Source organism: Aquibacillus kalidii (assembly GCF_014280935.1).
Taxonomy (GTDB): Bacteria; Bacillota; Bacilli; order Bacillales; family Amphibacillaceae; genus Aquibacillus_D; species Aquibacillus_D kalidii.
In genome coordinates, this window is the sequence record NZ_JACLZI010000039.1 from 24921 (window position 1) to 49409 (window position 24489).

Genomic DNA, 24489 nt, shown 5'->3' on the forward strand with positions numbered 1-24489 from the left:
CTTACTTGGAAAACTGCTTCAGAACAGTCATTAACTCATCAATAGTAGCTTTGCCATCACCTTGCTTGATTGCATCACTTACACAATGGTTGAGGTGTCGTTCTGTGACAGAGAAACCGACATTTTTTATCGCGGATTGTATGGCGCTAATTTGCACTAAAATATCAACACAATACCGGTCTTCTTCCACCATTTTCTGTATCCCACGAACTTGCCCTTCAATACGTTTTAAACGGTTAATAACTTTTTGCTTTTCATCTTGTGTTCTAGGTTTACTTGGGTGATCATGCAAGAAATTATCCAAATAAATCACTTCCTTATCTTTTATACTTATACTATACCCCCACACGGTATTTATGTCAATTGAAAAAGTATTTCATTTCATAAAATAATCCGATGTTTTAAAAACCGAATCCTATATCCTCTAAATTCTTACTCTTAAAAGTTCACCACTTTCTCAAATCCTATACTAGAGTAGAAGGTACTAGTTAGTTTTCCAACAATAAAACCAGGTATAGGTGTTAGAACCCAGTTTCACGCTAACCATAGGTGCATTTCATTACCTGAAGTACTCTTTGTTCCTTCAAAAGTAACGGTATCCCCTATTCAGTCCTTCTATATTTTCTTGTTATTTTTCTATTTTAACTATACCCCAACAAGGTATATTCTAATCTTTTTTTATCATTAGGAAGACACCTTACTTGAACAAGAATTGGACTTGTTATCAGATAAAATGATCTAACAAACTGAAGTGATGTCACGGACGTGGCTTTTTAAGAGGACCATAAGCAAGGTTTGGAACAGAAATCCCTGACAAAATAGTAACGGCCCCTAGATTTGTTGTGAAGATGATGGAAATGGAAAATAATAAAGGAAGAAAAATAAATAAAATGGAAGAGAAAAAACAGTACATCATTTAGCTTTTTCAAAATGATTCCGAATTAAAGGTGGGCCGACAACCATAAGGACATTGTCCTTCCATTTGGCTGTCAACCCACCTTATTGATTCCCTTCTTCATTTGATCTTAATGAGACACTGACGCTTTCACTTTTCCTTTCACTCTCCCACTCTCTTACTTCTAAAAGGTTTAAGATGAGGGAGAATTGTCAGGTATTATTCGCTGAGGCATAACAAGGTAGCCACTAGCCTTCCTTGCTTTAAGGACTTTAATTAGATGCTCCTCCATAGAGGTATTACATGTTATCTGCATGAAAACTTCAGGTTTACGATTCGCAAATAACTTTATTTTATTTTTATGAAAAGCTAATTCAATTAGTAATCCCAACAAAAACCCGCCTACTAAGCCAATTAATCCCCAGATAACTGGACCCCAGTACAATACAAATCCATATATCGTCCCTAAAACCATAAAAATGGTACCGCTCACCATCGCTCCGTCCAGAATACTCCTGCCATCAATTCGATGTAAAGAGTCAATTATAAATGTTTCGGATTCAAGGTTTTCTAAGGGCAATGCCACAATATTCTTCGGAGGTACTCCTATTGTCTCTATATCATGGATAGCCATCTCCACAAAGGGCGAATGTTCAAACGTAGCAATAATTTGAAGTGTATCGTCTTCTAGCGATTTTTGTTTTTGTTGTGCCAAGTTTTCATCCCTCACTCTAAGGTAACGTGTTTGCTCAATATCATATAATACATTATTTTCATTTACTGCTACATAGGCTTGATAGATGGCAAAGGCGTACATAGAAGGCAAGAAGAGGAACCACTGCCAATTAACCATTGAAGCTGCACTGCTAAAATCTCCTATGAACGAATAAAACCAGGCACCAATGAAGTTAGCTTTATAGGTAACAAATATCCACCATGACAAAATAACCGTTCCTGCAATTGTATGACCACTATATAATTGCCCTAATCCAGGTGATAAAATTGACCAAACTGCAGCTAACCATGGTTTATTCTTAGAAAGAATAACTATATCAAAAGCACTAACAACCGAAGGGCCAACTGGTGCGTCTTCCACTTCGGAGAGTAAGTGACTTTTACTTATCTCAACAGAAGAGCGATAACTGTCCCAGATACTAAATATATACGCTCCCATATAAAGTAGTACCCATTCCTCGTTTATGACAGCTTTTGCCTCCTCGAACCTTCCAAGCATAGATAAGGCTATCCCCATGTTTAGATTTGCCTGGGTGTTTACCACAAGCTCCCAGATAATCAGAATAAAACCAGGTAGATATCTCCCTATGTATATGTGACCAAAACCAGGGAAAGTAAGAGACCACCATGCAGCTCCCCACGGCGTCCGAGGGTAAATAGAATTTGCTCCAAACGTAGATAGTGCCCCTTTGGCATAGCGAGGTTTTAGGTTAGCTGACTGAAACTTTTGATGCGGCAAAATTATCCACTCTTTCGGCTTGAAGTCTCTTATATTATTCTAAAAAGTTACCAGTTTTATTCATGTTCTTTTGTGTTCTTATTTATCAACTCAACAACATAGTGGTGTTAGAGTTTTGGTGATTATTACAACTCAACTTTTCTTACTACACTTTAAGTACACACTTATTTGGTAATTATAAGATAATTGCTTTAAATTAAGAGATGGGAATATTAAAAGACGTCCGCTTTGGGAATCTAAACGGTCATCTTTTAATATTCCCCCAGTATAATGAAACAATAATTTTTTTTAAAAATTTATTTCTCAAAGCTTCCAAAAGAAAAAGAGAATAGAAATCTATTCTCTCTTAGATAATCAAATATTAAGTATTAAAGTTCCTCACCATTTGTTGCAATTACGTTTTTATACCAGTAGAATGATTTCTTTCTACTACGTTCAAATGAACCACTGCCATCATCTAGCTTATCAACATAGATAAAGCCGTAACGCTTAGACATTTCACCTGAAGAGGCACTTACTAAGTCAATACATCCCCATGAAGTATAACCCATTAATTCCACGCCATCGTCAACCGCTTCGCCCATTGCTTTAATGTGCTCTCTAAGAAAGTCAATACGATAATCGTCGTTAATGCTTCCATCTTCCTCTACCTTATCATAAGCACCTAATCCGTTTTCCACTACAAACAACGGCACTTGATAACGATCATATAATTCATTTAAGGCAATGCGCAGGCCAATTGGGTCAATTTCCCATCCCCAATCACTAGCTTTTAAGAATGGATTCTTCACACCACCAATTAAATTACCTTGACCAATCTCTTCAGGTGTTTTATTTTTCTTATCGGTACGAGACATATAGTAACTGAATGAAATGAAATCAACCGTACCTTCTTTAATTAATGCAAGGTCCCCATCTTCCATTTTGATGTTGACATCGTTCTCTCTAAAATAGCGGTCAATAAAGCTTGGATATTCACCACGAACTTGTACGTCTCCACAGAAGTTATTGAAAATACGTGCCTCTTGCTGTGCATACATTACATTTTCAGGGTTACTATCAAAAGAATAAACTGGTGCATAGATCAGCATACAGCCAATTTGGGAACCAGGAATAATTTCATGACCTAGTTGAACCGCTTTGGCACTTGCTACGAATTGGTGATGAAGTCCCTGGAAGCTGTCTTGAAGACGCGTTTCTTCACTTTCAGGTGAAAAACCAAGGCCTAATAACGGCATATGTGTAGCGCCGTTGATTTCGTTAAAGGTTAACCAATATTTCACTTTGTCCTTGTAGCGATTGAAAAGTACGGTTACATAACGCTCAAAGAATTCAACCAATTTACGATTTCTCCATCCGCCATATTCTTTAATAAGATGTAGAGGTGTCTCGTAGTGGGCTATTGTTACTAATGGCTCGATGTTATATTTAGCTAGTTCATCAAACACGCGATCATAAAATGCTAGACCTTCTTCGTTAGGCTCTAATTCATCTCCATTTGGAAAAATACGTGACCAAGCAATACTCAAACGAAACGTTTTGAAGCCCATTTCTGCAAATAGAGCAATATCTTCCTTATAACGGTGATAGAAATCGATACCCTCGTGGTTAGGATACGTGTATTTTGATTTATCAATTTCAAAATCAAATCCTGTAGACGATAAAAGCTTCAATCTATTTTCTTTTCCTCCAGGTAGTACATCGGCTAGATTAAGCCCTTTTCCTCCCTCTTGATAAGCACCTTCTAATTGGTTAGCAGCAGTAGCGCCACCCCATAGGAATCCTTCTGGAAATTTCACTGTCATCATTCATCACCTCAAATAATAATTTATCTTCCATTATCTTCTCTTGTTTTAAAGAACTTACTCGCTTATTACTAATAAAAGCAAATACTTTTTGCAATAAAAAAACCTAAATTGCTTAAGAAAAACAGAAGGACTTCCTCCCATTTCTAAAGCAACTTAGGTTTTGCCTGCTTATCAGTAACAATCCATAAGTTATATTCGTTTACCTAATAAATATATCATTTTCATCCTTGGAATGTAAAGGTTTATGTATTACATGTTGTTAATCTTAAACAAACGATTCCTACTCACTTTATCACTGTCAATAAACGCTCACCAACCGTAGTATTTTCCACATCTGCACTTAAGACATCCAAGTATTGATGAGAGTTTGTAATGACAACTGGAGAGGTGATATCCAAGCCTTCGTTCGTGATACCCTCCATATCAAATGTCCCAAGCAATTGTCCTTGCTCTATTTTATCTCCGTATTTTACCTTCATATTAAAAAACTTACCGTCTAATTGGACAGTATCGATACCAATATGGATTAGGACTTTAATACCTGCATCTGAAGTAAGACCAACTCCATGATTACTTGGGAATACAGATGTAACTTCGCCTGTAAAGGGTGCATGGAATTCCCCATTTATAGGAACTATCGCAACACCTGGTCCAATCGCCTCCGAGGAAAACACATCATCATTTACATCCTCTAAGCTTATTACTGGTCCTGTTAGCGGACTATGTACAATCAAGTCATCCAGTTTATTATTCTCCATTTTGAAACCATTATCGTTTTCTGGAACCTTGTCTTCCATTTCTTCTTTTAAACCAAACAAATAAGTACCGATCACCGCTACTAAAAAGGCAAGAAAAATCCCAAATAAAAACATTACAAATCCTTCCCCAAAGAAAATAGGTAAGGTTGTTATACCTGGTAAACCTACCGATTTAGATCCTGCACCCGAAACACCTACAATGGCACCACCAATGGCTCCAGCAACACAACCTATGCTAAAAGGTCTCTTAAAAGGCAATGTAATTCCATAGATTGCTGGTTCCGTTACACCAAATAAGCCCGCGATCGTTGCTGGTGCTGCAATAGCCTTTACTTTTCCTGATTTAGATTTAAGCCAAACCCCTAATGCAGCACCAGCTTGGCCAAAAATAGCTGGTGTAATCATAGCCGTAAAGGTATCCTGACCAAATTGACTTAGATTATTCAACGCTATCGGGACAAGACCCCAGTGTAATCCGAAGATAACTAAAATTTGCCAAGTAGATCCTAGCAGTGCCCCCGCAACTAATGCGCTACTGTCATAAACAAACGAATAACCAATGGCTAGCCATTCACTAACTATGTTGCCAATTGGACCAAATATTAACAAAGTCAAAGGTACCATAACGGCAATTAAGGTTAATGGTGTGAAAAATTTCTTTATCGTGTTTGGATAAACGTTTTGCAGCAGGCGTTCGAGCTTAGATGTCACATAAATCGCTAGTATAATCGGAATTACCGAAGTCGCATATTTTATTAACACAACAGGAATACCAAAGAATGTGAGAGCTATTTCCTGATTATACGCATTAAGAAGATCTGGATAAAATAGTGCACCTGCAATAACAATGGCAACATGCGGATCACCACCAAATTTTTTCGCAGCTGTTAATGCAAGGTGAATAGGTAAAAAGTAAAAAAGACTATCCGCAGCTGCATGCAAAATGATATAGGTACCATCTACCTCTGTTAGCATTCCTAGTGATACGGCGACAATTAACAGTCCTTTTAAAATCCCTGCACCGGCCAACGTCCCGAGTAACGGTGTGAAAATACCTGATATGATATCAATTACTTGATCAAATAGTGAGCCTTTTTCAGCACGACTTTGCTTTTCTGCCATTCCTTCTAAGCTTGTCTGTTTCATTATTTCACGATATGTATCATTTACTTCTGTTCCAACTACAATTTGGAATTGTCCTGCAATATTCATTACTTTTATAACACCTGGTCGTTTACTAATGGATAGGTCATTCACTAGCTCCCTATTTTTCAGTTTAAATCTCAAGCGAGTTGTACAGTGGCCTAATGAAATAATATTATCCTCGCCACCAACAAGCTTTACAATATCCTCGGCCAACTGTGCATGGTCCATAGTCGCTCCTCCTTCTTGTCAGTTTCTATTCTAGATGCGTCTCTGTTATTTGTCATTTAAAAAAGAAAACTAAACTGACTTTGTTCAAAGTAATGAAAAAGGTCTCACCCTTTTTTTCCAATTACTTATACTGAAAAGCCAATCTAGTTTCGAAGCAGTCACCCTATGATTTTAGTTATTATTCCATGATTGACGGTTTGCGACACGGTGAATATGTAAGGTTAAATATATTTTTTCATCATTAGAAATTTCCCAATCATACGTCTTTGCCACATACTTTGCAATTTTCTCGCTACATAAGTACGCTTGTTCATATTTCTTTTTCACCTGCTCAAACAAGAATTCATCTGTCTGACTCCCCTGTTCCTTTTCTTTACGTACGAATCGCATAGCAAAGAAGCGGAGGTGAGTTAGAAATCGATCATAATTAATGGAACTTTCATCAAGCTTCATATCGAAGTGATATTTGACGATATTTAAAATATTATTAACCATTTTGGTTACTTGAATGGCTGCATCCATATTTTCCCCATTCAACTGACTGTTGATCAGGTGAAGGGAGATTAGTCCTGCTTCATCTTCAGGGAATCTTACCCCTGTTTCTTCCTCTATAATATCTAATGCTTTTAATGCAACTTGAAATTCTTCTTTATAATATTTTCTAATTTCCCAAACGAGTGGATTTTTAAGCTCAATCCCCTCTTTTTGTCTACTAACTGCAAAATGAAGGTGATCAGTTAAAGCTACGTAAAGATAATCATCGAGTTTATAGGATAACTGGGACTTTGCATAATCCAAAATGCGGTAAGAAAGCTCTAAGTACTCCTCTGGCGTATCTACGAGTAAATCGGCTAATTTGTCGGATAACCCTTGGTCCTCTAACACGAATTTTTTCTCAATTTTTTCGATATCAACTGGCTGTCCTACCTTCTTTTGAAAGGCTAACCCTTTCCCCATGACGACCATTTCTTGCTGTTGGTCATTTTCGGTTAACACTACATTATTATTAAATACCTTTTTGATCTCCATCTAATCAGCCCTTGTTTTAAAATTTATTCTTATCGAAAAGACGCGGTATTCTCCGATTTCACGCTATACTTTATAGTATTCGTTTAACTAAAATAAAAAAACCCAAATAAGTAGAAAGAATATCGAAAATCAATATTCTTTTACAAATTCAGGTTTTGCCTGCCGAACAGTAACAATCCATCTCTATTGTAAACGGTTACGTATATTTAATTCTTTTATACCATTGTACAAAAGGATTGTCAATGATTCAAGCCATTTCCAACCATGCAAAAAAGCCTCCATTTTAAAATGGAGGACTTTCTCATAGTTACTTATTTTAAAATACTGACACCATTCGTTTGAATTACTTGTTTGTACCAATCAAAACTCTTCTTTCTCGTTCTGTTAAGTGTTCCGTTTCCTTCATTATCACGGTCTACATAAATATAACCATAACGCTTTTTCATCTCACCAGTACTAGCACTAACGATATCGATTGGTCCCCAGCTTGTATAACCGATAATATCTACACCGTCTCTGATTGCCTCTGCCATCTCTATGAAGTGTTGCTCTAAGTAGTCAATTCTGTAATCATCGTTTATGGAACCATCTTCTTCGACCACATCAATAGCACCTAAACCATTTTCTACAATAAATAACGGCTTTTGATAACGATCATGTAGTTGGTTTGCAGTAATTCGGAGACCTTTTGGATCAATTGTCCAGCCCCATTCCGATGCTTTTAAGTAAGGGTTACTAACAGAAGCAAATACATTTCCATCTGTCTGATTTTGTAACACTTCCGGATCTGTACTTGTGCATCGACTTGCATAATAGCTAAACCCTATATAATCAACGGTATTGTCCTTTAGAATTTGTTCATCACCAGGTTCCATTTTTATATCTAGGTTGTGGTCTTCGAAAAATCTTTTCGCATATCCCGGATATTCTCCTCTGGACTGTACATCAATGAAGAAAAAGGATTCTCTATCTTTATCCATCCCTGCCCACACGTCTTCTGGATTACAAGAGTACGGATACGTCATACCTGCTGCCAACATACAACCAATTTGAGCATTTGGGATAATTTCATGACAGGCTTTAACCGCTAATGCACTTCCAACTAATTGGTGGTGTGCTGCTTGATAAAGGACTTGTTTTTTGTCTTCCCCTTCATGGAAAACGATTCCTGCTCCAATGAATGGAAGATGTAACAACATATTAATCTCATTAAATGTCATCCAATATTTCACTTTATTTTTATAACGCTCAAAAATAGTTCGTGTATATTTTTCATAAAACTCGATCATTTTTCTATTTTTCCAACTGCCATATTTCTCTACTAAATGGACAGGTACGTCAAAGTGACAAGTGGTCACGACTGGCTCAATATTGTATTTTAATAGCTCATCAAATACATCATCATAAAACTGTAATCCGGCTTCATTGGGTGTTTCCTCTTCCCCTGTAGGGAATATTCTTGACCATGCAATCGATAGCCGAAAGCTCTTAAAGCCCATTTCTGCAAATAAAGCAATATCCTCTTTATAATGATGATAAAAATCAATCGCCTGATGCGAAGGATAGTAGACACCCTCTTTTGGTTTAAACGTATCAATATTCCCAAGCATAATATCAAATCGCTCTTTGCCAGTTGGTAATAGGTCGACAGTTGTTAAACCTTTGCCATCCTCTAGATAGGCACCTTCAACTTGGTTAGCTGCAATGGCACCACCCCAGAGAAAATTGTGCGGAAAGGTTGTTTTGTTGTTTGACATAAAATCATCCTCTATACAAAAGTAATTTTTTAAATAGGAAACAGAAAGGAAAGGCGTTAACACTCGCTTTCCTTTCTGTAGATATTTGCTTATTTTGTACTATTTTTTCTCGTTATCTAGTGTGATTAACAGGTCGTTTACTTTTACTTCTTTTGCTTCTGTAGTTAGTAAGGAGCCATAGCTATCATGGTTTGTTACGATAACTGGCGTTGATAAAATATATCCTGCTTCTTTAATTTTATCTGCATCAAACTCTAGAAGTATTTGGCCAACATCTATACGGTCACCTTGTGCAACGTGGGCTGTAAAGTATTTACCTTCTAAATTTACCGTATCCATCCCAACGTGAATCAATAGTTCTGCACCGTAGTCCGTTGTAATACCAATTGCATGCTTTGTAGGGAATAACGCTGATACCGTACCTGATGCAGGGGCAATGACCTTACCTTCTGTTGGTTCAATTGCAACACCTTTTCCTAACATACCTGATGCAAATGTTTCATCCTTAATGTCTGTTAATTCTTTTACTGTCCCTGTAAGTGGAGATAAAATTTCTTCTGTTTTTACTTCAACAGCTCCTGACTTTTGCGGTTCAACTGCTGGTTCAGTAGTTTTCGAACCCTCATTTTTATTAATTCCACCGAAGAAGTAAGTTAGTACGAAAGCTAATACCATAGCAACCGCTGCTGCAATAATAGCACCGTACACGGACATATCTAAACCGCCTTTTGGAATGAAGCTTGGAAGTTGGAATACACCAAGTCCACCCATAACATAACCAGTTGTACCAAATAATCCTAGCATTGCCCCACCAATTGCCGATGAAATGATGGTGAAAATAAACGGCTTCTTAAGTGGTAAAGCGATCCCATACATACCTGGTTCCGTCACACCAAAAATGGAAGAAATAAAGGCTGGTGCACTAAGTGTTTTTGTTTTTTGATTATTAGACTTAATCCAAACTGCTAGAATTGCACCTGCTAAAGCAAACGAGTGTGCAAAGATTAGTGCTAAAATCGGGTCATAACCTGGATTTGCAAAGTTGTTCATCGCGATTGGAACAAGGCCCCAGTGAAGCCCAAACATAACAAATAGCAACCATAAACCACCAAGAAATGCTCCAGCAATAACAGGACTTAAATCATAAACCCCTACAGTTGCTGTACCTAGTAACTGACTCGCCCAAGTTGCGATCGGTCCGATAATAATAAATGTTAACGGAATGATAATCAGTAGCGTAAACATTGGAACTAAGAACATTCTAACTACTGATGGAATAACCTTTGTAAAGAATTTTTCTAATTTAGCTGCGAAAAATGCAGATACAATGATCGGAATAACCGACATGGAATAGGTCATTAAAATAACTGGAATACCAAAGAACTCAATATAAACTGGTGACTCAATCATCGTTCCAGAGAACAATGTGTATAAAGGATCTGCTGCTTTTGGAATACCTTCAAGCGCTGGGTAAACCAAGGCCATTGCGATAACCATACCGAGGAATGGGGTTCCTCCGAACTTCTTCATTGCGGTATAGCCTAACAGAATTGGTAAGAAGTAAAATAGTCCATCACCGATTGCATTTAAGATTTGGTACGTTCCACCTTTATCATCAAGCCAACCAAATGCTACAAACAATGCATTGAAACCTTTAATCATACCGGAAGCTGCTAATACACCAAGAATCGGGGTGAAGATACCTGAAATCATATCAATAAAACGATTAAATAGTCCTGTTTTTTCTCCACCATCATCTTCTGTTGATGCTGTTTCTAATCCGCCTTCAGCTAATACTGCTTTATATACATCTGACACATGGTTTCCAATAACTACTTGGTACTGGCCACCACTTTTCATAACTGTCACTACGCCATCCATGTTTTTCAAAACTTCTGTTTGCGCCTTGCTTTCATCCTTCAACTTAAAACGTAAGCGGGTAATACAATGCACAACACTGTTAATGTTTTCTTTTCCACCGACATTTTTAATAATGTCTTTGGCTAGCTGCTCGTATTTCATCATGTATGCCTTCTTTCTGTTTATGAATTTTGTATTTAGGAAATAAAAAAACCTGAATGGATAGAAATCACACATAGTGTGCGTCTATCCATTCAGGTTATGCCCGTAATTGGTAACATTCCTAAATGTTTTATTAATTTAACCAGAGTATAGCATGCAAATAAAACGTTTACAAGTACTTTTTAAAATCTTTTTTATTTCCTCTTGTTATTAAAATTCCACTTACTTAAAGTTTATGCGGTACCACCCTAATTGAAGATTACTCTTCTACTTATCAGGATTTTTTCTTTTTTGAATGATGAACCTTATAGTCACATTGAAAAAACCGAGAACTGCACTAAATAACACTGTATAAGCAAGGAGATCAAAACGATCAGTCTTAAACATAATGACAAGTTGTACTATAAATAGTACGCAAAAGGTTAAACCGCTAATTAAGAATACTATATTATTTTTCACCGTCTGCCTCCAAAAATAGAATTTAAGCAGTGTGTATTCGCCTTTTTGTAAAGAACAATAGCTCTACAGTTAAATATAGTTTAAGTACAAAATTTCACCATTTATGTATCTTTCACTTAATCTACCAACCTAACGCATACACTAGATGCTCAGAAGTATCTAAATCATGTCGTCGTTTCAGACCACTCTTTTCAACAACTTTAAGAGATGGGACATTACTAGAACGGATCCTTGCTACAATAGGAAAGTTTGATAAATGGTTACTACCGAGATCTACGGCGAATTTTGCCAGTTCTGAAGCGTATTCATTTCCCCATACTGTTGGTGAAAATCTATAATATAGGTTTAAAATATATCTCTCTTTCCAGCGAATACATCTAATACCACCAATCCCTATTACAGTGGGATTGTTTGGTAAAGTAACGATCCAATAACTAAATCCATAAGTATCCCATTCTGCTTGCCAAGCATTTATGTTTTCTGTTGCCTCTCCAATGTTTTTCATTGGTCCTGCTGGCCTGAATTGGTTGGTTCTTGGGTCACTCTCTATCTGAAAAACACTAGGGGCGTCTTCTTGTCTTGGTCTTCTAAGCAGTAGTCTATCTGTTGTAGCTCGATCAAATTTTTGTTCCATACTTTCTTTTACTACACGATTCTCATTGAAATGAATCCCTATTGTAAACCCCTCCCGTTCTTTCTTAATATTTATTATAGTTCAGATTAGTATTGTAAATAAAACGAAATTATTAATATGGAATCATTCGATAAGTTGGTAGTTAATCAGTTAGAAACAATAATAAAATTCAATAGACTTATTTAATAGTTTAAAACAGGTCACCGAGTAAAAGATAAAAAAAGACACCATTAGCTCAATTAACTAATAGTGCCTTTCTGTCTCTCACCAATACTGCCTTGCTTTTAAGTTTATTATATAGAGAAGCGTTTTACTAATTTTTCTAAGTTGGTTGCCATAATTGCTAGTTGGTCAGATGCGGAAGCAATTTCTTCCATGGCAGCCATTTGTTCTTCTGCTGCAGCTGAAGTTGTTTGTGCACTTGCAGCTGACGTATCAGAAAGATTTTCTAGTTCCTTCATATGACTAAGTGTATCTTGTGTTTTACTTGAGATCTCTTTCGTCACATCTGCAATTCCTTGAATTTGTTCAACGATAAGTTTAGTAGATTGTTCAATATTAACGAAAGCACTGGCAGCCTCTGAGCTTCTGCGTTGTCCTTCCGTAATTTCGTTTTGAACATTTCCTTTCATCATCGTAGTAGCCTGTTCAATAAGCTCCAACATTTTACTCATGGAACTTCCTATTCCCTCTGCTACATTTTTAGATTGGTCTGACAGTTTTAAAATTTCATTCGCTACAACCGCAAAACCACGACCATGCTCACCTGATCTAGCTGCCTCAATTGAAGCGTTTAATGATAGGAGATTTGTCTGTTGCGCAATATCACCAATCGCATTGTTCATTTGACTAGCTTCACTAGAAAGATTCGATAGCTTCGTAATCATTTCTGTTGAATCATGAACAGCATCTAAAATCTTAGCCATTTGATTTTGTACACCATTGATTGTCTGACTTCCATTGGCTACATCTTGATCTGTTTTGTTTACAGAGCTCACAATTACATTCACAGATTCACTGATTGTATCCATCGCTTTTACCATCTCATCAACTACTTGAGAGGTTTGTTGAGTAGCCTCTGCACCAGCCGCCGCACTATCAGATGTTTCTTGGATTGTTTCCACAACATCTTGTACAGATTTAGATGTTTCCTCTGTACTCATCTGTATAGCCTGTGAGGAGCTTGCAAGTTGGGTAGATGTCTGTTTCAACTCGGTAACCATATCTTTTAAAGAAACTCTCATTTCGTTAAAGTCATCGGCTAATAAACCGAATTCATCTTTACGTTTCCAAGTAATTTCCTCATTTAAATTACCATCTCTTATACTACGTGCACCGTTTTGTAATTTTCTCAACGGCTGAAGCACCATTCTTAGTGTCAAAACTAATAAACCAATTCCTATTACAACGGAAACAGCAAGTACGATTAATACCTTTTGTAGAATAGGAAATGCTGCTGCTTTATAGTCCTTAACCCCTAACATACCAATGACCTTCCAGCCAGATATTGGTTCTGTTTTTTGGTATAATTCTGTCACCAAATCTTCCTTACCATCATTCATGACAGTTTCTATTTTAAAAACACCATTCATTTCTTCACTTGTGCTCTCATCAATTGATATACCTTCAATAGGCATCCCTGGGACAAAAATACCAGCTTCCATCAAAAATCCTGTTCCTGTTACAACCTGTTCCTTTGAGTTAAGAATAAACATAGATCCTGTGTCGCCTATTCTCGCTTCCTTAACTGCATCAATCATTGCATTTAGTTGTAGGGTCATTTTTAGAACCCCTTGATTATTCGGCAAAGCTCTCGTTAACATTGTCGTATATTGACCAGTAGCTTCACTTTCACCTACATTGGAAAATTGTACACTATCTGTCGATTCTAATGCTGTTTGGTACCATTCTTCGTTTAATGGTTCGTATTCTTCGTTATCTAGTTCTGGTGAAGATACGTAGCTACCATCGGGATAAATGATTTCAATTGCTTCAAAGTCAGGGTTTCTCTCCACAAACTTTTGCATATGATTCGTTATTTCTCCCTCGTTTCCGCTTTCAAGCGCTGGAGTGATAATATCAGAAAATTGATCAAATCTTTCAATGGAAAGACTGACAAATTGACTAGCATTGCTCTCTACTAGTGATAAATTGGAATGAATTCCTTTTGTCATCTTGTCGTGCACTTCATTTAATGCTTGTTGGTATCCAAAATACCCGATAATTGCTCCAGGAATAATTAAAATAACAAGGAACATTAAAATTAGCTTTGTTCTAACTAGACTTCTTTGTTGCTTTAACCATACGACACCTTTGTTTAAGCCTTGTTTTAATCTCATGATAGTCTCCTTCTTTAAAATATGCCTTCTAGTTACATTTATCGACAATTTATGCAATGTGTTTAGTAATAATAGTAAAAATGCTCTAGAGGAAGTAAAGTATTCTATCACTTTCAATAAATATTCGGCTGATAAATTTCATTTTTGATATGATCCCTCATAGTAGATTAATAGGATTAATCAGGAAAATACAATAGCAACTCTAAGCTATTGGTCAGTCGGGTCGTTCTTATAGTCCATGACACGTCAATCTAATAATGGGTTATAATTGGTCAAATTTAAAAGGCTTGAGTAATTGAATCATTACTCAAGCCTTTTAGATATATTTCATATTATTTATGTGACTTACGAAGCACTTTATAGCTTTACCTACTTGGCTCCCGATAGCTATGGATGATGGTTTTTATGCTATCTATCACTAAGAGAAATAATGCTCTTACTATACTTTTGATTACAATTTTCTTAAAGCAACTCCAATTTCCCTACTAATGTTTGATAGGGTATTTCTTTAACTTCCATCGAAAAGTGCTCCCCATTTGCTGCACATACCGACAATACATAATCATTATCCACCCTATACGTTCTACAGCTTAACCGTTCTAGTAGGTGACCCCCATTTACATCAATAAGCTTCACCTTTCCAGATTGTTGTACGATAACTTCAAACGAGGATAGAGGGTATGACAATCCCTCTCCAATTGCTTTGACAACACTCTCTTTAGCTGTCCATGTTTGATAGAACGCATACGTTTGATCAGCATGCTGAGCGATATTCCTAAATTCATTCTTAGTGAAAACAGACTTCGCAAAATCAACGTCGATTGGCTTTAATTGCTCTAAATCAATCCCTACTGGCGATTGATGAACAGCGCATGCCACCCATTCACCAGAATGAGAAATGTTAAAATGAAAAGTAGGAATATCCGGCAGAAAAGGTTTCCCATAATGGTTATGCTTAACTCTATCATCATTCAGTTTTTCTCCATGATGAACAGCAAACATATAGTGAATAACTAAATCCCCAATTACTGACCGAAATTGGTCATCTAGAAACTTAAATTTCCGTATACGCTCCATTCTTTCTTTACTCAAATAAGGCAGCAGTTCTTCTACATCTCTTGTACTTCTTTTCTCAGGTAGTTTACATACATACATTTCTACTAATCTATTATCCACTCGCAGCATGTGTCTTCACACGATCCTTGTTTACTTCTTTATAAGAAAAGCTAGTCAAATAACAGATAACTAGAAAGAAAGCTGCGCCACCAAGTGCGATTTGATACGGAACGAGATTAGTATCCCCTGTCTGTTGGAAGCCAAGGACACTTGCTAATATGGCAACTCCAATTACTCCCCCAAATCGTTTCTGAACATTATGCAGTGTTGTTGCTTGACTCATAAGCGGTTTAGAAATAGATTGGAATGCTGTAATTTGTGCTGCTGTTACTGCATGTCCTAAAAAGATGCCTATCCCAAACATTAGCCCGCGAATGACCCATTGGTTTGCCTCTACAAACAATGCGATAAGGCTAAACACTACAATAGATCCTAGTAATGATAATTGCATGAGTCGACGGACGCCTAACTTTTTCATGGACCAAGGCATAAGCTGAGAAGCAACCATAAGCCCGAGCGCCTCAGGAAAAGTTGTTAAACCTGTTTGAAATGCCGATATCCCTAAAACATTCTGATACATAAGCGGAAATACATACAACATCCCGAACAATCCTGCCGCGGAGAACATACCAATTATGCTCATAATTCGAAAGGAGCTATCTTCAAATAGTCTTAAATTGAGCATCGGCGCCTTATCTGTTAGTTCAACCTTGATGAGAACAAATAATAACCCAAGACCTATTAGAGCCATTACATAAACCTGTGGCTGACTCCATCCCATGACTGGCGCTTGGATCAAGGCATAAATTAACATTCCTAGTCCAGGTAATGAAAGAACAAACCCCTTCACATCAAAACGCCCAATAGAAGGTTCCTTGTATTCTCGCACATACAAGCCAATTAGAATGAAAGCAATGAGACCAATCGGTACATTAATGTAAAAAATCCAACGCCATGAAAGCTCCTCAACTAAATACCCACCAACAACAGGTCCAATTGCTGGTGCAACAGCAATTGGAATAACGAGGAATCTAGATAGCCTCGGACGCTCCTCTGGTGGAAAGGTCCGGAATAAAATGGCCATACCTACTGGTGCAAAAAAGCCTGCCCCAATTCCTTGAAGAACACGAAATAGGTTCAATAAGGCTTGGGATTCAGCAATTCCACATAAAATAGAAGAACCTGTAAAGATGACTAACGCTATCATTAGGATCCGTTTTGATCCAAATCGATCGCCCATCCAGCCTGCTACTGGCAACATCATGGCAAGACTTACAAGATAGCCAATATTTACAGCACTTGTTGCTGAAGCAGGAACACCAAATTCGTCCCCAATGGTGGAAAGAGCAACGTTAATAATCGTTGCATCCATTGCCACCATAAACATGGACATCACATAGACTGTGATAATCATTTTTTTGTAAAATGAAAAAGATTTCATCCTAGGTCCCTTGCCCTACGGAAGTTTCTTGTTTAAATTCATTGGCACATATATCCTTCCAGTGTGTTTCAATATAAGAAATACACTCCGTTCTATTCGCCTCCCCAAATTGAATAACCCATCCAGTTGGAACATCTAGATAAGAAGGCCAGAGGGAATACTGGCCTTTATCATTTTTTAACGCATAAAATCCAAGTTCTTCATGATCAAACGGATTCTTCATTTTTTCTCACTCCTTCTAATTTTGTTAAATAGTTAAGAATATACGTACCTATTTCGGCTAGCGGAACAGGTTGACACATGTCTTTATGACGACAATGAATTTCGTGCTCCTTAATATCTCCTGTTACGTAAGGCTTCCACGTATCTGTGTAGATAGGATCGAACCAGTCAGGGATAATTGTCGAGCGGAAAAATAGCAGATCCCCATGATAGGCTTTTGGCCGATAGTTATGAAGAAGCGTTACCGAATTGACATACGTTTCCTTTAAATTCATTAGTGTCTCATTACTCAAACTGGCTAGAGCACTTCCGTCTTTTTGAAGAAGATCCAAGACATTTTCAAACGTAACTTTTCCTTCACTTAAATTGTTAGGTTCGTATCCTCCAAGGGCAAGCAAAGCTGTAAGTACTTCATCATCGTCAGGACTTTCTTTCATTGGTAAGTAGTGACTAGGATAGGCATCTAGCATAGCCAAAAGTCCAACTTCTTCTCCTTGACGCTGTAATTCAGTTGCCATGGCATGGATGACATTTCCTCCAAGCGACCAACCAACTAAATGATAAGGACCATGTGGCTGTATGGTTTGTATATGTTCAACATAATCCCTTGCCATTTCTTCCATTGAGGTCGGCCATCCAGTTTGTTCGCCAATTCCACGAGCCTGTAATCCGTACACCGGGTAATCCTTCCCAAGCATATGGAGTAGACCCGCATAACACCAACTCAGTCCCCCTGCTGGATGAATACAAAACACAGGTGGTTTTGTTCCGCCTCTTCTAAGCGGTAACAGGATATCCAATGCACTCGAATTCCCTCCACCTTCGAGCTGCTCTGCCAATCCTGCAATCGTTGGAGCCTCAAATAAACTTCCAATCGTCATTTCGACGCCGAGTGTTTGTTTGATCCTTGTCATCAATTTCACAGCAAGTAGGGAATGACCACCTAGATCAAAGAAGCCCTCATCTATCCCAACACGATTGAGATTCAATACTTCCTTGAATAACTGGCACAGCACTTCTTCTTGTGGAGTTCTAGGTCCCCGTTCAGATAATGCTCCGTCATATTCAGGAGCAGGCAATGCTTGTTGATCTAGCTTACCGTTTGGCGTCAAAGGCCATTCCTCCACATAAACAAATGCAGAAGGTATCATATAATTCGGAAGTCGATCGGAAACATATGCTTTCCAATCTGCATTGTCTAGCTTTACACTTGCTGCTGTTTGTAAATAGGCGACTAAACGCTTATCACCTGGTTGATCTTCACGAACAAGAACAGCTACTTGGTTTACATCAGAATGTTGCGCTAAGATCGTCTCAATTTCACCAAGCTCTATTCGAAAACCTCTAACTTTCACTTGATGATCTGCTCTTCCAATGTAATCAAGCGTTCCGTCCTCACGCCATTTAGCAAGGTCTCCAGTACGATACATCCGAGAACCATTGTCTCCGAAAGGATTAGCAACAAACCTTGTGGCAGTTAAGCCTGGGCGACTTAAATAACCTAGTGCGAGTCCCTCTCCCATTACATACATTTCACCAACTACTCCAGGTGGTACTGGTTGTAGCCATTGATCTAGCACATATACACCAAGGTCTGGGATATTCTCACCAATAATGCTGTTAGCACGAATATCCACACTTTCCTTATTTAATTCTATAAAACTAACATGGACCGTTGTCTCCGTAATACCATACATATTGATTAACTTCGGTGCATCGTCTAGATGACGCTTATACCAATCAGCTAATCGTCCCAACTCAAGTGCCTCTCCACCAAAAATAACGTAACGAAGTGAAAGTTCTTGTCCAATCTCTTGATAATCTTGATCTGCTTGCATGAGCTGATAGAACGCAGATGGGGTTTGGTTTAATACAGTCACCTTCTCCCTAACCAACAGGGTTAAAAATTCAACCGGTGTACGACTAATATCATGCGGTACGAGCACTAAGCGACCTCCATATAACAGTGCCCCCCACATTTCCCATACGGAAAAATCAAACGCATAGGAATGGAAAAGTGTCCAAACGTCATCCTGATCAAAATGAAACCAGTGAGCTGTTGACCCGAATAATCGTATTACATTTTGATGAGGAATGATGACTCCTTTTGGATTCCCTGTTGACCCAGATGTATAAATAACGTAAGCAGGATCTTGTGGCATTAATGGCCTCATACGCTCTTGGTCGGTCGGGTTGGAACACTTTTGCCCTTCCAACTCCCTCCCTAATTTCGGATCATCAAGAATGATTAGCTTTTCATCCTTATCGTCCCCTACATCCTCTGCATGCTTACTAATGGTAACGGTACATACTGGCTGTGAGTCATTTTTCATATATTCGATTCGTGCAGTTGGATAGTTAGGATCTAGTGGGACATAAGCTGCTCCTGCTTTTAAAATGCCCAGCAAGCCAATAATCATATCTAGCGTACGTGGCATTGCTAATGCCACATATTGACCTGGGCCAACTCCTTTGCTAATTAATAAATGTGCTAGACGATTCGCTTGACTGTTTAGTTCTGCATAGGAAAGTGTTTGATTTTCAAAGGTCAGTGCCTGTTTGTTTGGATAGGTGTTGACTTGCTGTTCAAACTGATGTGGGAGCGTATCCTCCACCACACGCATAGCCCTGTTACTCCACTGATTTAATAAGGATGCTCTTTCCTCTTTTAAAAGAATGTCCACTCTAGAAATTGACTGATCTATGTTTTCGGTTGCCGTTTTAAAAAATTGCAGCAATCTATCGACTAGTTTTTCAATGGTTTCCGGCTTGAACAAGTCTTTCCTATATTCCACTATGCCTTCCAAACCCTCACCTTTAGTAATGGCATGCTCTATGAACTCAAATGTCAGATCGAATTTTGACGCACCAACACTTCCAATGCTTACCCTGCTATCTAAACCAGGCAATGAAAGAGATGGTTCTGGTGTGTTCTGAAGGATAAGCATCGTTTGAAACAGCGGATGTTTCGACCTTGACCTAATGGGATTTAATACTTCAACAAGTCTTTCAAAAGGAAGGTCTTGATGCTCATACGCACGTATATTAGTAGTCCGAATCCGTGCAAGTAGCTCACGAAAAGTCGGATTACCTGATGTATCTGTGCGAAGGACGAGTGTATTTACAAATAAGCCGACAAGATCATGTAATACCTCCTCACTCCTTCCTGCGACAGGGGTACCTAGTGGAATATCGTCACCGCCCCCCATTCTCGTTAATAAAGCACTCAAGCCTGCTTGAAGAACCATGAATAAGCTGACCCCATTTTCCATAGAAGTCTCCATTAGTTTTTGATGGAGAGAAGGCTCTATCCTGAACGAGTATGTGCCTCCTTGATTGGATGCCTCTACTGGTCTAGGATAATCCGTAGGTAATTCGAGTTGATCAGGTAAACCCGCAAGTGCATTTTTCCAATACTTCATTTGCTCCGCCATTAAACTATCGCTTTCCTTTTCCTCACCGAGTAACGAGGATTGCCACATGACATAGTCTGAATAATCAACAGGTAGATCATCCCAAGCCGGAGCCTCTTGTTTTGAACGTGCATGATAAGCCTGTTCTAAGTCACGTGTAAACGGATGAAGGGACCAGCCATCCCCAACCATATGGTGGATAAGTACAAGTAAGGTATAGCGTTCCTTTCCCTTCTCAAATAACCGTATTTGACAGCATGGCTCATCGGAAAGGCTAAACCGATACTGAACTGCCTCTTTTAGTACCTGATCCATTTCTGACGGTTCAACGATTTCTAGCGGTAGCGAAGGAATGACCTGTTTAGCATCCAAAATGTATTGGTTTGCTTCTCCTTGATTGTTTTTAAAAATGGTACGAAGCGCCTTATGTCGATCGATAACATCATATAATGCTGATTGTAATGCATGGTGATCAAGGTCCCCCTCAAGATCAATCACGATCGGAATATTATAGGTAGGACTTGGACCTTCTAGCTGATGTAAAAACCATAGACGCTTTTGTGCAAAAGATAACGGAATTACCTCTTGTTTCTCCACTTTGCTAATCATCGGTCTAGCTTGTCTTCCTACAGTGAGATGTTCAATAAGACCTGCAACAGTTGGTGCTTCAAATAGCTTTCCGATCGTAATGTCCACATCAAACATATCCCGAATACGGTTGATTAGTCTTCCTGCTAGTAAGGAATGCCCACCTAGATGAAAGAAATGATCATGAATACCAACATGTGGGATACCAAGAACCTCTGCAAAGAGCACGCAAAGAATTTCTTCCTGAGGTGTTCTCGGTTCCTGAAACTGTGTACTATTATTTTGTTGAGGAGCAGGTAAAGCCTTCTTATTAATCTTGCCATTTGGTGTTAATGGAAAGTCATCTAGCATGACAATAGCAGCTGGAACCATATACTCTGGTAAATGGGTAGATGCTAAATCACGTAACTCCCCTTGAATGGATACGGAATCAGAAATAATATAAGCAACGATACGCTTGTCACCAGGTCGATCTTCTCGAATCATTACTGTGGCCTGCTTTACTTTTTTGTGTTCTGACAAAACGGCCGTAATTTCTCCTGGTTCAATTCGAAAGCCTCTAACCTTCATTTGGTCATCTGCCCGTCCAACATACTGAATCGTACCGTCAGCATTCCACAATGCTCTGTCCCCAGTACTATACATTCTTTCCCCTTTTACACTGAATGGATTGGCGACAAATCGCTCAGCAGTTAATCCTGCTCGATGATGATACCCTGCTGCAAGCCCTTTTCCAGCAATAAACATATTTCCAACTACCCCAGGTGGAACTGGCTGGAGACTATCATCCAAAATATAAATGTTTGTGTTCCTAATTGGTCTTCCTATGGATGGGATACTTTTCTCTTCTATTGGTAGGTTCATCGCTGTTGACCATACAGTCGTTTCCGTCGGACCATAGAGATTTGTGACTGTACACTTCTGTTCATGGAGTGCTTTTAGCAAGGCTTGTGGCAGAGCTTCTCCTCCAACAAGTACTTGTAACCCTTGAACAGCTTCAGGAGTCATTGTCACAATAGACTGCCATAATGTAGGTGTCGCCTGCATGATCGTAATCGATTGTTCTTTTATTTCTTGGGCAAGCTGACGTGGATCTTGTATTGTCTCCTTATCGACAATGACACATGTTGCACCTGAGAGTAATGGTAAAAATAGCTCTAATACAGAGATATCAAAGGCAATGGTTGTGACAGCAAGCAGTCTTTCCTTTGCGGAAAGGGAGAACCTTTGATTCATCGCCACCAGAAAATTGGTCACACCGTTCTTCGTAATTACTACCCCTTTTGGTGCCCCTGTCGATCCAGATGTGTAGATCATATAAACAGGGTCATCCCCCGCTACATCTACTTCTGGGTAGGATTGTCCCTGAAGTGCCTTTAATTCCCTTCTTACCTGTTGGCTATCCATCACGAGACATGGCACATTCCTTGATTGAAAATGCTGACTTGTTGAAGTGTATGTAATCGCATAGGTTGGTCCTGCATCCTTTAACATGAAGTCAATTCGATCAGCTGGATAGCTCGGATCGATTGGTACATAAACAGCTCCAACGTTCATGACAGCTAGCATAGCAAAGACCATCGTTTCAGAACGCGGAAGTGCTAAAGCAATTACATCCCCCTTCCGAATTCCATGTTGTTCGAGCAAATAAGATAGGCGATTAACCTGTTCATAGACTTCTTGATAGGAATAGGATTTGTCCCCAAAAACGATTGCTTCCTGTTCAGGTGTTTGCTGAACTTGCTGTCTAAACCCAGCAACAATACTGTGAAGAGAATTCTCTTCACTCGTATCATTCCACTTCTCTACAACCTGATCATATTCCCCATCTAATAAAAGTCTCTGTTTTGCAATAGGTTCGTTATAATCGATGTCAGTAAGCTCTGCCATACCTTTCACTACCCGTTGCATATGGAGCTCTACGTCACCTGATGCATAGATAGCTGGATTAAAGTTAACCTCGATACGAATTCCTTGTTCCTGTTCATAAATATTTACAGATAAATCTTCAGTAGGTCCAGTCGCGAGTTTATGTGTCAATCCTCTTGCTTCACCAAAATTCCACTCATAGGAAAATGGCATAATATTGATTTGTGGACCAAACAAGCGCACCTGATCACCCACTCGATTCAAATCACGTCGTAAATCCTCATGCCGATAAAGCTGGTGGGAACGAAGCCGCTTCATATTTTCCCTTATTTGATGTACAAGTTTTAAAAAAGACTGGTCAGAACAGACCGTTACACGAAGTGGTACTAGATTCATAACCATTGCTGGAACTTGTATAGCAGCAGATCCAATCCGATTCATCATCGGAACACTTAGCACAACGTCTTCTGCCCCCGTTAAACGGTGAAGATACACAGCAAAAGACGCGATCATTACCTCTGACCAGTGTAAAAGGTTATCGCTAGCCTTTTTTTTCAACAACTCAAATGTGCTACCATTTAAGAAGTCATGATACTGACCAACACTTTCCGGTATGGTAGAAGTTCGCTCCGATAAGCTCACGACTTCTGGCTGATCGGAGAATTGCTCCATCCAATACTGACGGTCCAAATCGAATTTATCGGAGTGACGATAGGCTTGGTCTTCATCTAAGATAGACTTAAAAGAAGAGAATAGACCATTTCCATCAACTATCTTCCCATTCAATAATGATGTGTACCATTTCGAAACACCCTGACTAAGTAAGGTAAAACCATATCCATCTACTGCAATATGATGCACTTTTAGATACCAATAGTAGTGATGTTCACTTAATTTGAATAAGAAAGAAGTAAAGAGAGAATCCTTACTTAAATTAATCGGTGTGGACACGTCTTCTTTCATCTGACATAGCGCTTCCTTGTATGGATCCTCTTTGTTAGTTAGATCGATAACGAAAAATGGACAGACCCGTTCCGACCTTAGCATTTGCCACGGTCCAGTTTCCTCTTCTCCAAAATGCATATGAAGAGAATCCGCTTTTAACAGTGTGTTTCTAACAGCCTGTTCGAAGCAGGTCATATCTAAAATGCCACGAATCTCCACATATTCCGCTGTATTATAAATAGGATTATTTGGATCTAGTTGTTGCGCATACCATATGCCAGTCTGCGCACCCGTTAAAGGCCAACGCTCGCTACTTGTCTGTTGCATAAATGTCCCTCCCTTTGTC

The 24489-nt window shown here is 38.7% G+C and carries 13 protein-coding genes; all 13 read right to left on the reverse strand.

The window, feature by feature from the left end:
- Position 1: 1 nt before the first annotated feature.
- Positions 2-304, reverse strand: coding sequence for a metal-sensing transcriptional repressor (locus H7K77_RS11220; protein ID WP_186577935.1), 303 nt, complete (start codon positions 302-304; stop codon positions 2-4).
- A 784-nt stretch (positions 305-1088) separates the two neighbouring features.
- Positions 1089-2369, reverse strand: coding sequence for a hypothetical protein (locus H7K77_RS11225; RefSeq protein ID WP_186577936.1), 1281 nt, complete (start codon positions 2367-2369; stop codon positions 1089-1091).
- Between the two features lie 368 nt (positions 2370-2737).
- Positions 2738-4177 carry a glycoside hydrolase family 1 protein gene (locus H7K77_RS11230; protein WP_186577937.1) on the reverse strand — a complete coding sequence of 480 codons (1440 nt, stop codon included), beginning with the start codon at positions 4175-4177 and terminating at the stop codon, positions 2738-2740.
- Between the two features lie 284 nt (positions 4178-4461).
- On the reverse strand, positions 4462-6309 hold the full coding sequence (locus tag H7K77_RS11235; protein WP_186577938.1) for a beta-glucoside-specific PTS transporter subunit IIABC: 1848 nt from the start codon (positions 6307-6309) through the stop codon (positions 4462-4464).
- Positions 6310-6480: 171 nt separating this feature from the next.
- Complete coding sequence (licT, locus tag H7K77_RS11240) at positions 6481-7338, reverse strand: BglG family transcription antiterminator LicT (protein WP_186577939.1); 858 nt, start codon at positions 7336-7338, stop codon at positions 6481-6483.
- Positions 7339-7649: 311 nt separating this feature from the next.
- Positions 7650-9095, reverse strand: a complete 1446-nt coding sequence (locus H7K77_RS11245; RefSeq protein WP_186577940.1) for a 6-phospho-beta-glucosidase — start codon at positions 9093-9095, stop codon at positions 7650-7652.
- A 99-nt stretch (positions 9096-9194) separates the two neighbouring features.
- Positions 9195-11117: a beta-glucoside-specific PTS transporter subunit IIABC gene (locus tag H7K77_RS11250; protein WP_186578009.1), complete on the reverse strand. Its 1923-nt coding sequence runs from the start codon at positions 11115-11117 to the stop codon at positions 9195-9197.
- Between the two features lie 580 nt (positions 11118-11697).
- A complete protein-coding gene (locus H7K77_RS11255; RefSeq protein WP_186577941.1) occupies positions 11698-12210 on the reverse strand; it encodes a GNAT family N-acetyltransferase in 513 nt (170 codons plus the stop codon).
- Positions 12211-12503: 293 nt separating this feature from the next.
- The gene (locus tag H7K77_RS11260; RefSeq protein WP_186577942.1) at positions 12504-14549 is read right to left on the reverse strand and encodes a methyl-accepting chemotaxis protein; all 2046 of its coding nucleotides are present in this window, start codon (positions 14547-14549) and stop codon (positions 12504-12506) included.
- Between the two features lie 462 nt (positions 14550-15011).
- Positions 15012-15725 carry a 4'-phosphopantetheinyl transferase family protein gene (locus H7K77_RS11265; RefSeq protein WP_186577943.1) on the reverse strand — a complete coding sequence of 238 codons (714 nt, stop codon included), beginning with the start codon at positions 15723-15725 and terminating at the stop codon, positions 15012-15014.
- Positions 15718-17106, reverse strand: coding sequence for an MDR family MFS transporter (locus tag H7K77_RS11270; RefSeq protein WP_186577944.1), 1389 nt, complete (start codon positions 17104-17106; stop codon positions 15718-15720). Before H7K77_RS11270 ends, H7K77_RS11265 begins: the two co-directional genes overlap by 8 nt.
- 1 nt (position 17107) lies before the next feature.
- Positions 17108-17329, reverse strand: a complete 222-nt coding sequence (locus H7K77_RS11275; protein ID WP_186577945.1) for an MbtH family protein — start codon at positions 17327-17329, stop codon at positions 17108-17110.
- Positions 17313-24470: an amino acid adenylation domain-containing protein gene (locus tag H7K77_RS11280; protein WP_186577946.1), complete on the reverse strand. Its 7158-nt coding sequence runs from the start codon at positions 24468-24470 to the stop codon at positions 17313-17315. The genes H7K77_RS11275 and H7K77_RS11280 overlap by 17 nt, the downstream gene beginning before the upstream one ends.
- Between the last annotated feature and the right edge of the window lie 19 nt (positions 24471-24489).

Bases quoted from the DNA above. Each gene is read 5' to 3' on its own strand.
- H7K77_RS11230 (WP_186577937.1), bottom strand. From the start codon at position 4,177: ATGATGACAGTGAAATTTCCAGAAGGATTCCTATGGGGTGGCGCTACT.
- H7K77_RS11235 (WP_186577938.1), bottom strand. From the start codon at position 6,309: ATGGACCATGCACAGTTGGCCGAGGATATTGTAAAGCTTGTTGGTGGC.
- licT (WP_186577939.1), bottom strand. From the start codon at position 7,338: ATGGAGATCAAAAAGGTATTTAATAATAATGTAGTGTTAACCGAAAAT.
- H7K77_RS11245 (WP_186577940.1), bottom strand. From the start codon at position 9,095: ATGTCAAACAACAAAACAACCTTTCCGCACAATTTTCTCTGGGGTGGT.
- H7K77_RS11250 (WP_186578009.1), bottom strand. From the start codon at position 11,117: ATGAAATACGAGCAGCTAGCCAAAGACATTATTAAAAATGTCGGTGGA.
- H7K77_RS11255 (WP_186577941.1), bottom strand. From the start codon at position 12,210: ATGGAACAAAAATTTGATCGAGCTACAACAGATAGACTACTGCTTAGA.
- H7K77_RS11260 (WP_186577942.1), bottom strand. From the start codon at position 14,549: ATGAGATTAAAACAAGGCTTAAACAAAGGTGTCGTATGGTTAAAGCAA.
- H7K77_RS11270 (WP_186577944.1), bottom strand. From the start codon at position 17,106: ATGAAATCTTTTTCATTTTACAAAAAAATGATTATCACAGTCTATGTG.
- H7K77_RS11275 (WP_186577945.1), bottom strand. From the start codon at position 17,329: ATGAAGAATCCGTTTGATCATGAAGAACTTGGATTTTATGCGTTAAAA.
- H7K77_RS11280 (WP_186577946.1), bottom strand. From the start codon at position 24,470: ATGCAACAGACAAGTAGCGAGCGTTGGCCTTTAACGGGTGCGCAGACT.